Source organism: Elusimicrobiota bacterium (genome assembly GCA_028718185.1).
GTDB lineage: Bacteria > Elusimicrobiota > UBA8919 > UBA8919 > UBA8919 > JAQUMH01.
In genome coordinates, this window is record JAQUMH010000001.1 from 883,716 (window position 1) to 898,859 (window position 15,144).

Here is a 15,144-nt window from a genome sequence, read left to right on the forward strand (position 1 = left end):
TTATCTCACCCCCTTTTCTATTAAAATCGCTTCCCGATTAACTCGGGTTTGCCCGTTCTCAGGATAAACATAAATCTCTTTCTTCCAGTTTCTTATAATAATATTACTTTTACTCTTTGAAATTATATACTCAGGTGAAACAGGTACTTTTCCGCCACCGCCGGGAGCATCTATCACATACGTCGGCACCGCATAACCTGTCGTATGCCCGCGAAGTGATTCAATTATTTTAATACCGGCAGCTATGGCTGTCCTGAAATGGGAAGTGCCGGGCGCCAAATCACATTGGTAAATATAGTAAGGTTTAACTCTCATTTTCATTAACTCGTGCATAAGCCGCACCATAATTTTAGGCGTATCATTTATACCTTTTAACAGAACGGTTTGACTGCCTAAAGGAATCCCGGCATCTGCCAGCATACTACATGCTACTTTTGTTTCCGGAGAAATTTCTTTCGGATGATTAAAATGTATTGAAACATAAAGAGGATGATACTTTTTAAGTATTGCTGTTAATCCTGATGTAATCCTTTGTGGCAGAGTAACCGGTATTCTCGTACCAATCCGAATTATTTCAACATGTTCAATGGAACGTAAACTTTTTAAAATTGATTCTATCTTTTCATCAGATAATATAAGAGGGTCACCGCCGGAAATAAGAACATCCCGTATTTTTTTATTTTTCCTAATATATTCGTAAATAGCTTCCAAATGCTCCTGCGAAAGCGATATCTCTTTCTGCCCGACTATTCGTCTTCTTGTACAATGCCTGCAATACATTGAACATAAATCAGTGGCCAGCAAAAGCACTCTATCCGGATAGCGATGAACCAGCCCGTGAACAACCGTATCTTTTTCCTCGCCGCAAGGGTCGGCAAGATCATTTTCGGAAATATTTAATTCTTGATGTGTTGGAATCGCTTGTTTTCTTAAAGGACAGTTTGGGTCATTTTTATCAATTAAAGAAAGAAAATGAGGTGTTATTGACATTTTAAGCCGTGAATTTACAGCGAGCGCCATTGTTTCGCTTTCTGTAAGATTAACCATCTTAGAAAGTTCCGCAACATTTGTTATACGATTTTTTAATTGCCAACACCAGTCACTTTTCAGAAAGCTTCCATCACTCACTTATTTTGCTCCTTTTCAAAAAGTCCCATTTGTGGTGGTTTCGGTATCGTAATTATTTTTTCTTTCAGCCAATTATTAATAACTTCTTTCGAAAATCTGTATTGCCTTCCAATTTTAGAAGCAGGAATTTTATTTTGCCTGATTAAATTATAAATTTTAGATTTACCAAGCCCAAGATATTCCGCAAGTTCCTTTATTGACATCACATCTTTTGTCTCTGCCATATTATTTTTACCTTTCTAACCGCAAACGACTGCTATATTTTACCATGTTTTATCTTATTCTGTTATTAGTATATATATTTTATCAAGTTTTGTCAAGTACTTTTTTACTTTTGAAAATTTTTTTATTTTGAGGTAAGCCACAAGCAGTTTACATAATTGTGGTAAGCAGTGCTATGTTTTACCATTAAGTATGTTTAAGCACTTTTTAGAATTTTTATACAAAATAAAAAAGCCAACCTTTAAAATTGGCTTTAAAATAACAAGTTACATTAAGATTTAAAATTGTATTCTAAGTTTGAGAAGAGAAGCTTTTAAAATAACCTCAAGTTTTCAATGCAAGATTTCTATTGAATGTCTGAGAAATCAAACTTACTCCGCAATAACTGCCCCGACTTTCCTTTTATTTGTTAATTTTCCAACCGCAGCTAATTGCTTCTTTATTTCATAAATCGAGATAGGATGCCATTCTTTATATTCAAAGACTTTTAACGCTTTTTCATAGCATTCTATTGCTTTGATATATTCTTGTTTTTCTTGATAGATGTATCCCAAACTATAATAAAGTCCCGCCCATTTATTATCTAATTGTACTGCTTGGTTCAGAATTCTTATGGCATAATCATATCTTTGTTGCTTAAGGTAAGTATTTCCAAGCAACCAATATCCCAAAATACTTTTGGGATGTCTGTCTATCAATTCCTGAGATTCTTTAATGGCTGAGCTGTAATCCCCTTTATTCACGTAAGCATACGTTAATAATTCTTTAGCTTCTTTATCTTTAGATTTAACCTTTAATATTTTATCGCAGGTTTTAATTACATCATCATATTGATTTGTTACTAAATATAAAAAAGCAACATCTTTAAGAACTTGTAATGAATTAGGGTATTTTTCAAGAAGTTTTATATGTATTTTTTTTACTTCATTATAATTTCTATCTTTCATATAATTTCTCGCTTTGTTAATAAGAATGTATTTTTCGTCGTAAAATAAAAAGAAATAAATCCTTTTTAATAAATTATCTATAAATATTAGCAATTTTCTTAGTAATTTAATCATAAAACATATCGTTTCCCATTTATCTTTTCTATCTGCTCGTTAGTTGTGTAATGCACCCTTGATTTACCATGGCACAATTGAAAACTTCCGTTCAACCCTTGAATAATCATAACAAAATTAAAACTCAAAATTTATTGCAAAAATATATATTGTCTTTTTAGTCGTTATTAAAAATTTTGATTACTGGTAGAGAATGCCTAAGGTGTGTCCCTCGCTGTGCTTGGGGTTAAAATTTTGAATTTCAGTAGGGAACTTAATTTATTATCCCGATTTTTTTATAAAGAAATAAGTGATGGGGGTTGCATACTCGTTCGGTGCAGTAGCTCCGAACTCCTATAATAAGGATATATACCTAGTCCTTATAACAGGACCAGGTATTAAAAATTTTGAATTTCCGTAGGGAATGTAAAATTTTTAAAGCGGGTGATGGGAATCGAACCCACATATCCAGCTTGGAAGGCTAGTGTTCTACCACTGAACTACACCCGCATTGTCCGCCACTACTACTTTGGCGGATTCGCCACTGGAACAGCGGCGAAAACTACACCCGCGTAGAGACAGTAATTAGAAATTAGTAATTGGTAATTAGATGCGGGGACGACGAGATTTGAACTCGCGATCTCTGCCTTGACAGGGCAGCATGTTAAACCAGGCTACACCACGTCCCCAAAAAACCTATTAAAAGATTGAAAGATTAAAAAATTAAAATCTTTCCAATTTTTTAATCTTTTAATTTTCGTTAAATGGGCGATGCAGGGTTTGAACCTGCGACTTCCACCTTGTAAGGGTGGCACTCTCCCGCTGAGTTAATCGCCCATGTAAAACAGTTCCAAGGTTCTTATGTTCCGATGTTCAACGAAAAAAATTTAAACTAAAGAACTTAAGAACTCAAGAACTATTGAACTGTATTTTGTATGCCCCCAACCAGAGTTGAACTGGTGCTACCACCTTGAAAGAGTGGTGACCTAACCGCTAGTCTATGGGGGCAGATATAGGAAACCCCGATGTTAAACTGTGCCACAACCTATTAATTTTTAATGTTCAAAAACATTGTAGAGATAGATATTTTGTCTACCTACATATGACATGCCAAGGGTCTACGACAACTACAATTGTGACACAACTGTTACATCGAGACGGAAACTAATTATATATAAAAACTACTGCTTGTCAAGATTAAGATTCACGTTTAGAATACCAAATGGCGCCAACTACCACTAGCGTAGCTAAAACTACTATAACAGTTAAACCGGGTGTAACATGGTTGTATTGAATAATTATTGGTGCGGCAAGCACTGAAACCAAGTTTATAACTTTAATCATAGGATTCAATGCCGGACCGGCTGTGTCTTTTAACGGGTCACCTACGGTATCTCCAACAACTGCAGCTTTATGGTTTTCCGAACCTTTGCCACCATATAAACCATCTTCAATTAGTTTCTTGGCATTATCCCATGCACCACCTGCATTAGCCATAAATACTGCTAAAAGTTGTCCTGAAACAATAACACCGGCTAAAAAACCACCGAGAGCTTCAACTTGTAAAACTAACCCAACTATAATTGGTGTTAAAACCGCCATTAAAGCCAACCCGATAAGTTCTTTTTGTGCTGCTGTTGTACATATACCTACTGCCTGTTTATAATCCGGCTGAACTTTTCCTTCCATTAATCCCGGAATTTTGAACTGCCGGCGGACTTCGTTGACAATAAGCATCGCTGCTCTTGATACAGCGTTAATCAGTATTGATGAAAATAACCACGGAACAGCTGCTCCTATTAACATACCTATGAATACTTTAGGCTCTGAAACTCTGATACCTATTGTCAATAACTGTTTTAAAATATCCACACCCATTTGGCCTTGTACTTTTGAAACATCTGTAAGATACGCGCCAAACAATGATACTGCTGCAATAACTGCAGAACCGATTGCAACACCTTTTGTTATCGCTTTTGTAGTATTGCCGACGGCATCCAAATCAGCCATTATTGCTCTTGCATTTTTATCCAATCCTGCCATTTCGCCGATGCCATTAGCATTATCTGCAATAGGTCCAAAAGAATCCATTGCAACATTATTACCGGTTAAAGTCAACATCCCGATACCGGTCATTGCCACACCATAAAGCACATATGAAACAGGTTGCCCCCAGTAAATCAGGACTGATGATAAAATAGTCGCCGCGATGACCAGGATGGACCAGACAGTTGATTCAAACCCTACCGATAAACCTGTAAGTATAAGTGTAGCCGAACCGGTTGTAGATGATTTTGCAATATCCTGAACCGGTTTATGAGTTGTGTGAGTAAAATGTTTTGTCAGTTCGTCTATGACAATGGCTAATATAATACCGGCACCTACTGAAAAGAAAGCACGCCATTCATGCATGTAGTAATGAGCTATAATTGCAAACGCAACCAAACAAAGAGCAGCTGATGTATAAAACCCTTTGTTAATAGCGGCAAGCGCATTGTTTTTTTGCTGTCCCTCTTTACCTTTTACCAAATATGTCCCGACTATTGAAGAAAGGACTCCGATACCGCGAACCAACAACGGGAAAATAATCCACTTGATTTCTCCGGTAATCGCTACAAGAGATAATCCTAATATTAATCCCGATACGATAGTTACTTCATAACTTTCAAAAATATCAGCTGCCATACCCGCGCAGTCACCAACATTGTCGCCTACCAAATCGGCAATTACTGCCGCATTACGCGGGTCGTCTTCGGGTATACCGGCTTCAACTTTACCTACTAAATCAGCACCAACATCCGCTGCTTTTGTATATATACCACCGCCGACTCGCATAAATAATGCAAGTAATGTACCGCCGAATCCGAAACCCAAAAGAGCATCAGGAGCCGCTTTTTTGAAATACATAAATATAATAGTTCCGCCTAACAAACCCAGTCCATCGGTAAGCATTCCGGTAATCGTACCTGACCTGTAAGCGATTTTTAATGCTTTATCAAAACTTGTACGGGCTGCAGCTGCTACACGAACATTTCCCTGGACAGCCATTCTCATACCGAACTGACCAACCATTAGTGAGAACATAGCGCCCATTATAAATGCAATTGCTCTTCCAAACCCTATTATTACTTTTACTTGTTCCGGTGTATTACCGGCAAACCTCTCAAGCGCCTCGGGTGACGGCGGAACAATATAAACGCTCAAAAACAAAGCGACAGTTAAAACAATTATCAGAGGAATTATGGTTTTAAGCTGCTGACTTAAATATGCATCTGCACCTGTCCTTATGGCATTCCAAACTTCTTGCATCTTGTCTGTACCTTTATCATAAGCCATAATCTGTTGTCTTAAATAGAGTGCATAAATAAGCCCCAATACGGCAATACCCAAAACCACCCACAAAGAACCCATTTCAAACAACGTCCACGGAATCATGAAAAATCCTCCCTTTATTGTTTTGCAAGTTAGGCACGCCAAGGGCGTGCAACTACATCAACTTTCCAAACCTACCCGGTGACAAATTCTTAAACAGTAAATTATATATATTTTTATTTATAAGTCAAATTTTTTTAGGATTTGATTTGGAAAAATATCTTTTTCAAATTTATACTGCTTCAACTGATTTTACTTCAGGAACTTCTTTCTTTAGTGCTTTTTCAATACCATTTTTCAATGTCATTGAAGCCATAGGACACCCGGCACAGGCAAGAAGAAGCTTTACCTTTACAACACCGTCTTTTGTAACATCAACCAGTTGAACATCTCCGCCATCATTCTGCAGGAACGGCCTGATTTTTGCCAACGCTTTCTCTACTTTTTCTCTCATACATTCCCCCAAATCTTTCTTGTTAAGATAATACTATAATTGTAGTTAAATAATGATTTTTGTCAAGTGAGTGCGATTCAATTGTCAGGACTTAGAACAAAAATATCTTCAAGAATCATTTTACTTTCACCGTATTGGATTTGCGAGACTCTGGCAGAAGAAATAAGGTTATATTTAGAAAAATACTGGTTCTTTAAATCAAGATACTCCTTTTGCATTCCTTTGTCCTTGTATGCGACAGCAAGATTCCCGATATAATCAACAAAATTGGGATTTAATTCCGATGCCTTTTTAAAATTAATAATTGCCCTGCTAAAATCACTTTTCATCCAGTAGATAAACCCTAAATTATTCCAGGATTTTGCATCTTGTGGATTTTTTTCAATCGCTTTTTTATAATAATTTTCATCAATAGAAATAGGAACAGCATATGAATTCAATATTTTTGCTATTTTGTATTTTCTATCATATTCCTGTGCTAACTTTATGTGGCTGATTTGTTGATTTATCTCACTTAAATACTTATATGCATAATAATTGTTGGAATCCCCCTTTATAACTCTACCAAATTCTGAAATTGCAGAAACACTATCTCCTCTCTCCCAATAAATAAGACCTAACTTCAACTTCGCAGGAGTGTATTCAGGGTTTATTTCAAGACATTTTTTTAGATATCTTTCGCCATTTGAAACAAACCCCATAAGATAATTTAAATAATAATCTTGCGGATTTTTGTCAAGCAACTTTTTATAATCACTTAATTTTATATCATACAATAACCAGGAGTATCCAATATTACCGACAGGTTTAAATTGTTTTAACCATTTATGCGGTTCTTCAATACAAAATACGTCCTGTAAATTATTAACATTTATCAAAAATCTGCCGACAACCGGGTCTGTAGGATTTAATTTGATATCCGGATTTATTTTAAGATTTTTTATTACTAAAAACCTGTCTTGCCCCCAGTCAATATTTGAATCTGCAAGATATTTATAGCCATTTTTGGGTCCCCCTATGAACTGGTTAAAATACGCAAGATAATGCGGGTGTATTAAAACACTTTCTATAGCAAACCATACTAACAGAAACCAAATTATTACGGTAAAAACCTTCTTACGTATATTAACCAAATCGCTAATATAAACAAATAAAAACGGAAAAACCGGCAAAAGATATCGTAAACCAGGATTGCTATTAGTAAATAAAACAAACGGTAAAGTTAAACAAACTATAGGTATCAACAAATTAGATTGCTTCCCACCACTGAACCGTTGGCGGGCAGGCGCCATTTCATTCCTCGCAATGACTGCAGATCGAAGCACAGCAAAAAATATTAATAATAAAAAAGGTATCGGCACTTTAATTAAAAATGCGATTATGAAATAATACCACCAGCCTTTAATGCTTCGCTTGCCAAGTAAAAATGTGGGATGTCCTACCTCGGTAGTATGTTTCTGGATATCAAAACCATAGATAAACGGTTCCGGGATCGGAAGCGGGATTTTTGATAAAACTTTTAATCCTGATAAATCTGAAAAAAATTTGCTTTCAAACGAAAAATCTTTCAACGGTTTGAAACTACCCGTAAACTTATAACCGGCATTCAGAATAAATAAACCAACAACAATAACAATGATGAATTGTTTAAAATAATTCTTTAAACTAACTTCTTTTAAAAATAATTTTCTCAAACCAAGCAGTAGATAAATAGGAACCAAAAACACACCGGTATATTTTGATAAAAGCGCTAAACCGAAAATCAGACCTGCCAAAATTGATTTTTTAACACTTTTAATTTTTTCAAGCGAGTTTTGATATGTATAAAATCCTAAAAATATGAAAAATGCAACTAACATATCCGGAACTATCAGGCAGGAAAAAGCAATTATATTAGGACACCAGGTAAAAAGAAAAAGTGCTACAAGTCCTGACAGTTCCCCGAATTTTTCCTTTGAATATTTAAATATAAAAAAACCAAAAATAACAGGGAAAACCGCCATAATCAGCCGCGCATTAAAAATCTTGTCATCCAGATTCTTAAAACTTTTACCTTTTAATAAAAAACCGTGTATATAATAGGAAAGCGGGGAATGGAAAACAGAGGCTTCAACTACCCAGCCGGAACCGGAAGTTAAATACTCGCCGGCTCTGAGACATTTTATTTCATCATATGTCTCACTTTTAACTTTTATAGTTGAAACAATCCTGAAATAAAAAACTGAAAGAAGAATTGCGACTGCGAAATATGTAAGTTTTCTATACATTCGGGGTTTTTAGATGATAACCGGTCTGTTTTTGAAAATTATAGCCAACTTTTAAAATAGTTTTTTCATCAAACGGTTTCCCCAAAAGTTGAAGCCCTATCGGCATATTATTAGATGAAAAACCGCAGGGAATGCTTATCCCGCAAATCCCGGCAAGATTACAGGAAATTGTAAAAATATCAGAAAGATACATTTGAAGCGGGTCAGCTACTTTTTCACCGATTTTAAATGCTACTGACGGCGATGTAGGAGTTAAAATAACATCAACATCTTTAAAAACTTCATCGAAATCATTTTTTATTAGAGTACGAACTTTTTGAGCTTTTAAGTAATATGCATCATAATAACCGGAGGATAGCGTGTATGTTCCAAGCATTATTCTTCTCTTTACTTCGTTTCCAAAACCTGCGGACCGCGTTTTTTCGTACATTTCAATCAGCGTTTCTGATTCAGCACGCCTGCCATACCTTACACCGTCATATCTAGCTAAATTCGCAGATGCTTCAGACGGTGCAATAATATAATAAACACTGACGGCATATTTTGTATGGGGAAGAGAAACATCTTTTATTTGTGCTCCTAATTTTTCAAAAACTTTTATCGAATCTTTGACAGAATTTTCAACTTCCTTATCAACACCTTCTATAAAATATTCTTTGGGAATCCCTATTTTTATGCCTTTGATATCCTTTTTAATTTCGGTCAAATAATCATCCACAGGTAAATCCACAGATGTGGAATCTTTTTTATCATAACCGGAAATAGCCCTTAAAATTAAAGCACTATCTTCAACATTCCTGGCAAAAGGACCTATCTGGTCGAGTGAAGAAGCAAATGCGACTAACCCATATCTTGAAACCCTGCCATATGTCGGTTTTATACCGGCAACACCACATAAAGAAGCCGGTTGTCTTATTGAACCCCCGGTATCTGAACCAAGCGAAACGGGCGACATACGAGATGCAACCGAACAGGCACTTCCGCCCGAAGAACCGCCTGGTATCCTTTCCAGATCCCATGGGTTTTTTGTTGTAAAAAACGCAGAGTTTTCGGTTGACGAACCCATAGCGAATTCATCCATATTTGTTTTACCTATAATTACAGCACCTTCGCTTTTTAATTTTTCTATAACTGTTGCACTATACGGAGCAATATAGTTTTCAAGTATTTTTGACGAACAAGTTGTCTTTTCGCCTTTAATACAAATATTATCTTTAATTGCGATAGGAAGCCCGGCGAGCAGACCAGAAGAACCGTTTTTGTCAATATCCTCAGCCCGTTTCAATGCCTTTTCAGTAAAAACTGCATTGAAAGCAGAAACCTTTTTGTCCAATTTTTCAATCTGCTGCAAATATCCTTTCACAACCTCTCTTGCAGAGATTTCCCGTTTTTTTATTTTTTCAACAATTTCACAAGCAGTAAGATTTTTCAATTCCATACTATACCTTGATAGTTATAGGGTTATAGAGTTTTAGGGTTTTAGTGTTTAACCCTATAACTCTACGAACTCTACAAACTCTATAACTAAATAACTTTTTTTACTTTAAAAAACCTATCTTCCCGCTCAGGAGCATTATTAATTATATCATCTGCTTCTTCAGATTTTTTAGCTTCGTCTTCCCGGAAAACATTCTTCATCTCGATTGCATGCGATGTCGGCAGGACATTAGAAGTATCCAGTTTATTCAACTCATCCATATATTCCAAAATGGCATTTAGTTGTTTGGTATATTGCATTTTTTCTTCTTCTGTCAAAAGAAGCCGCGCAAGTTTCGCAACATATTCAACATCTTTTATTGTAATTTTCATTTATTTACCACTATTTACCAGACGCTTTTGTGACGGTGTGTCATCTTGTTGAACTTTCGTCTCAGTAAAAAATATTCATTAAACGGTCTGTCATCAGTAATTGAATAATCGACATCATCTGTTACAATTTTTCCAATCGGAACTTCATTCTGCAATAAAGCACGATACAACTGTTCTGGTTTTTTACCCGGATTCCACTCTACCAAATCATTGGCAGCAAGCGGTGGAATCCGCACGATAAAATTATTAACACTCGGCATTTCAAATGGTTTCATAGAAGCAAAAAAATGAAATCCCCAATTTTCTATTGAGTGGAAAACCCGCACATACGGGAACTCCAAACTTATAGATTTTGCAATAGCTTTAAAAGTCATTTCCTCTCCAAAAGGAAACCATTGTGCCAGAATACCGTCATCTTTTAACCTGGTTTTTAAAAGCCGATAAAATTCGACTGAATAAAGCAGACTGGACCCTGAAGAAGCTATAGGTGGCGGCGGGTCTATTGCAATCAAATCAAATTTCTCAGAGGTTCGCTTCAAGAATCTTCTACCGTCATCTATAACAATTGTAGCATTAGGTTTTTCCATAACCTCTTTTGCATCATCAAAATAAAAACCGAATGCATCTTTGACACTCGGTACCAGTTCTACCGCAGTGGTCTTGATTCCCCACGAAACAGCTGACCTGAAAGTTGTTCCCATTCCGAAACATATTATAAGAGCGGATTCCGGTTTTCTATTCCTGATAGTTAACGGGATATGTGCCATATATTTCGTAATAGGAGTAAGAGATGTCATGCCGATACCATTAACCAGAAGTTCTTTCTGCCTTCCTTTGCCTAATGAAATAACTGTGGCTACATAATCACGACGTATCTGTCCTGGTTTATATAGTACAATATCCTCATAGTTTACAGAAAAAAACAATGAATAAACTATAAGAACAACAGTAAAAATACTTGCAACAACAGTTTTAAAAATATTGTTCTGCCAAATCTTTTTCAGATAGTAAACAAAATATATGATAAATGGAATTAAAAATAAGAAAAGTGAAATTTTTACTCCAACAAAAGGAAGAAAAATATAACCGGCAACCAGCGGTCCGACAATACAGCCAACGGTATTGACTGCATATGCCCTTCCTGCAAATTTCGGGTTACCTTGTGAAAACTCGTCAACCAATTTTGGAGTCAAATAACCAAGTGTGGCACAAAACGGAAAAATACTTATTAAAGCAACTGCTATTTTTGCGTCAGCTCGCAGTATTTGCCATAAACGAAGATCACTTGCTAAAATCGGCAAAAAACTAAAACATACAAGCATAACCATAATATCAGAAACATCAATAATATGTTGTTTGTCTACATGTTTGCGATATAAAAGAGACCCTTGCCAGGTGGCAAACAAATAAACAGTAAGTATCGAGGCAAAAGAATATATAGTAGTTTTAAGTACCGGAGTAAATGCCCGTGTCCAGACAACTTCCATTCCCATTGAAGCAAACCCGGTGGTAAAAAGAATCAAAAGCAAAAAATTAAATCCTGCTTTATTTGAATCATCCTGTGATTTATCTACGACAATTTGTTCAAGTACCTCAAGAAATTTCTTATATGGATATTTTAAACTTAAAATAAATGCGGTTATTGCAATTAAAAAATTACAGCAAACAGCAACCAAAATAGTATTGTGCAAACCTAAAATCTCAATTAAAAAAATTGCCGTAATTATTGTTCCGCACATTGCACCGATGACATTAGCAACATAAAGGTAACTGAAACCGGTTTTATTATCACTATTTACTTCTTTCATAAACGACATTGCAAATGGGACAGTGGCGCCCATAAGTATACACCACGGCAGAATCGAAATACCAAGAATTCCGGCAGAATAAACAAGATACCTGAAAGAATTGAACTCACCGGTCGTTAATAACAATTTCTGTCCTAAGTCGAATATCCTCGGTACTAATAACCCGCCTACACCTATGAGTAATTCTGTCAAAGCATAAAAAACAATCGCTGTTTTACCAGTTTTATCAGTAAGTTTTTTTATGTATTTTCCGCCTGCCCAGGACCCGACAGCCAGCCCCAGCATAAAAACAGAAAGCACAACAGAAAGCACAGGTGTTATTATCCCAAACGCAGCAAATGCAAGCCGCAGCCAGACAATTTGATAAAGCAACCCGCAAAAACCGGACAACAGAAACAAAACAAACAACACAGAATAACCAGAATCTTTTTTAGAATTTTCCATATTTTTACCTATAGTGAACAAAAATATTTCGCACAAGTTAATGCCGACCAAGGTCGGCAACTACATCAACATTGTAGTGGCAGAGCCTGACTACCGTTAGGCAGGCTTGCTATGCCTGCATCTTTCAAATTCCCATACTAGACCCTAATCGCAGAGTGAGCAAGAAATTTTCGCAGAGCCTAAATTTGCGACTTATTAGTTCCAGGAGCAAATGCCAGAGCAAGTTCTAACGAGCGTCTCAAAGAAATTTGTTCCCGAGCTAACTTTTCTAACCACTACTCTTCCATCCGAAGTGAGCAAGAAATTTTCGCAGAGCCTAGATTTGCGACTACACTTTCAAGAGCAAATCTCAGAGCGAGTTGGTGCCGAGCGACTCAAGAAAATTTGCTTGCGAACGCTATTCTATTCGTTCCAAATTAGCATACTTCACCAGCAGTTTCTTCCAGAACCCGGCATCAAACTGAACAATAACCTTCAAATCATCACCGGAGCCTACTACTTCAATAACCTTTCCTACCCCAAATTCCGAATGTCGTATCCGTAATCCTTTATAAAAACGCAAAGCACTTTTAGGAGTAGCTGTCTCATTTATATCTATTTCTGTTTCAATTAAAGAATTATTTCTGAATGAAAGTTCTGTCGTCTCGGTTCTTAAACCAACTTCTTTTACAAACCTTGAAGGAATACACCACCGCATTTGCCCGTATATTCTTCTTTGAGCTGCACCGGAAAGATAAAGACGCTCTTTGGCGCGGGTCATACCGACATAACAAAGCCTTCGTTCTTCTTCAAGTGTTTCCATTGAATACATAGAATTGTTTACAGGGAAAAGCCCCTCTTCCAATCCGGTTACAAAAACACAGGGGAATTCTAAACCCTTTGCAAGGTGCAGGGTAATGAGAGTAACATAATCACTGTTTTCATTCCAAACATCCACATCAGAAACAAGTGCAATGTTTTCTAAAAATGTTGTTAACCTTTTATCCTCAGCTCCCTGTTCAAAATCAACAATAGCTGATACAAGTTCTTTTATATTTTCAATCCGCGAACGGGACTCAAAATCGTTCTGTTCTTCCAGAATTTGGACATACCCCGTTTCTTCAATAATAATCTTTGCAATTTCAGAAGCATCCATATTGTCTTTTTCCGCTATCATTGAATCAATAAGTTTGATAAATTTCTCTGCTTTCTTAAGCAACCCGCTGTTATACATATCTTTTGCTGATTCATAAAGCGTAAGTTCTTTTTCAATAGCGTTCTTTTCAATTGTTAAAAATGTTGTTTTGCCTATCCCTCTTGCCGGTATATTAATTATCCTTTTAAAACTTATACTATCAGCAGGATTATTGATTAATTTCAGGTATGCAAGTATATCTTTAACTTCGGCACGGGTATAAAATCGCTGACTTCCTACTACAATAAACGGAATCCCAAAACGCGTAAATGTCTCTTCAAAAATTCTTGATTGTGCATTTGTCCTGTAGAATACGGCAAAATCTGAAAGTGAATGACCCTCGTTTTCTACAAGCGTTTTAATCTTGCTGGCAACACTATTTGCTTCCTCAAATTCATTAGGAAACTCCGTGTAACACACTTCTTCACCTTGCGGTTTGTCTGTCCAGAGTTCCTTCGGTTTTCTATGGTGATTTTTTTGAATAAGTTTTCCCGCCAATCCAAGTATATTTTTTGTGGAACGATAATTTTGTTCTAAAAAAACAATGTTTGTTTTAGGATAATCACTTTCAAATTCCATAATATTTCTTATATCTGCACCGCGCCACGAATAGATTGCCTGGTCGTCATCACCGACAACACAGATATTTTTATATTTTGCCGCAAGCAGTTTTGTTAAAACATATTGTGCATAATTAGTATCCTGATATTCGTCAATCATTATATACCTGAACCTTTCCTGATATTTTTCTAAAACTACTTTATCATTTTTGAAAAGGTCTACGCTATACCTCAAAAGGTCGCCAAAATCAACCGCATTCGCTTCTTTTAATTTCTTCTGGTACAATTCATAAACGTCAGCGGTAATTTTCCTAATCGCTTCAGGCGTTGTCATGGCGTGAATAATATACGATTCTGAATCTAAAAGCTTGTCTTTCGCCGATGAAATCATTTCACAGATAAGTGAAGGTTTAAATTTTTCTACATCAAAATTTAATTCTTTAAGACAACTCTCAATGAGTTTTTTAGAATCGTCATCGTCGTAAATAGTAAAATCCTTATTTAACCCTATATTTGCCGCTTCCATTCGCAACAATCGGGCACAGAAAGAGTGGTATGTTGAAATCCAGATATTCGAAGATGAAGCCCCCGCAAGTTTAGTAATGCGTTCCTGCATCTGTTTAGACGCTTTGTTGGTAAATGTCATAGCCAAAATATTCCATGGATTTACACCATTCTGGATAAGGTAAGCAATACGGTATGTTATTACGCGGGTTTTACCGCTACCGGCACCGGCAAGTATTAAAAGCGGACCTTCGGTACATTTTACTGCCTCTGCCTGTTTTGAGTTCAAATCATCTAAAAGATTCATTCTTCAAACCATATACAAATTATGCTTGCCAAGGGTCTGGCGGCAACTACAAAAC

10 protein-coding genes and 4 tRNA genes are annotated in these 15,144 nt (G+C 36.3%); all 14 read right to left on the reverse strand.

Annotation, left to right across the window (positions count from 1 at the left end; translation table 11 throughout):
- On the reverse strand, nt 1-1,128 hold the full coding sequence (locus tag PHE88_04295; GenBank protein ID MDD5687039.1) for a KamA family radical SAM protein: 1,128 nt from the start codon (nt 1,126-1,128) through the stop codon (nt 1-3).
- On the reverse strand, nt 1,125-1,352 hold the full coding sequence (locus tag PHE88_04300; GenBank protein MDD5687040.1) for a helix-turn-helix domain-containing protein: 228 nt from the start codon (nt 1,350-1,352) through the stop codon (nt 1,125-1,127). Before PHE88_04300 ends, PHE88_04295 begins: the two co-directional genes overlap by 4 nt.
- Nucleotides 1,353-1,721: 369 nt before the next feature.
- Complete coding sequence (locus PHE88_04305; GenBank protein ID MDD5687041.1) at nt 1,722-2,297, reverse strand: tetratricopeptide repeat protein; 576 nt, start codon at nt 2,295-2,297, stop codon at nt 1,722-1,724.
- Between the two features lie 532 nt (nt 2,298-2,829).
- A tRNA-Gly gene (locus PHE88_04310) sits at nt 2,830-2,900 on the reverse strand.
- A 103-nt stretch (nt 2,901-3,003) separates the two neighbouring features.
- Nucleotides 3,004-3,079 (reverse strand) — tRNA-Asp (locus PHE88_04315).
- A 76-nt stretch (nt 3,080-3,155) separates the two neighbouring features.
- A tRNA-Val gene (locus tag PHE88_04320) sits at nt 3,156-3,227 on the reverse strand.
- Nucleotides 3,228-3,326: 99 nt separating this feature from the next.
- Nucleotides 3,327-3,398, reverse strand: a tRNA-Glu gene (locus PHE88_04325).
- A 189-nt stretch (nt 3,399-3,587) separates the two neighbouring features.
- Nucleotides 3,588-5,825, reverse strand: a complete 2,238-nt coding sequence (locus tag PHE88_04330; GenBank protein MDD5687042.1) for a sodium-translocating pyrophosphatase — start codon at nt 5,823-5,825, stop codon at nt 3,588-3,590.
- A 169-nt stretch (nt 5,826-5,994) separates the two neighbouring features.
- On the reverse strand, nt 5,995-6,216 hold the full coding sequence (locus PHE88_04335; protein ID MDD5687043.1) for a NifU family protein: 222 nt from the start codon (nt 6,214-6,216) through the stop codon (nt 5,995-5,997).
- A gap of 77 nt (nt 6,217-6,293) precedes the next feature.
- The gene (locus tag PHE88_04340) at nt 6,294-8,483 is read right to left on the reverse strand and encodes a tetratricopeptide repeat protein (protein ID MDD5687044.1); all 2,190 of its coding nucleotides are present in this window, start codon (nt 8,481-8,483) and stop codon (nt 6,294-6,296) included.
- Nucleotides 8,476-9,921, reverse strand: coding sequence for an Asp-tRNA(Asn)/Glu-tRNA(Gln) amidotransferase subunit GatA (gatA, locus tag PHE88_04345; protein ID MDD5687045.1), 1,446 nt, complete (start codon nt 9,919-9,921; stop codon nt 8,476-8,478). The genes PHE88_04340 and gatA overlap by 8 nt, the downstream gene beginning before the upstream one ends.
- Before the next feature lie 86 nt (nt 9,922-10,007).
- Complete coding sequence (gene gatC / locus PHE88_04350) at nt 10,008-10,292, reverse strand: Asp-tRNA(Asn)/Glu-tRNA(Gln) amidotransferase subunit GatC (GenBank protein MDD5687046.1); 285 nt, start codon at nt 10,290-10,292, stop codon at nt 10,008-10,010.
- 14 nt (nt 10,293-10,306) lie between these two features.
- Nucleotides 10,307-12,544, reverse strand: a complete 2,238-nt coding sequence (locus PHE88_04355) for a hypothetical protein (protein MDD5687047.1) — start codon at nt 12,542-12,544, stop codon at nt 10,307-10,309.
- 397 nt (nt 12,545-12,941) lie between these two features.
- The gene (locus tag PHE88_04360) at nt 12,942-15,089 is read right to left on the reverse strand and encodes a UvrD-helicase domain-containing protein (protein ID MDD5687048.1); all 2,148 of its coding nucleotides are present in this window, start codon (nt 15,087-15,089) and stop codon (nt 12,942-12,944) included.
- Between the last annotated feature and the right edge of the window lie 55 nt (nt 15,090-15,144).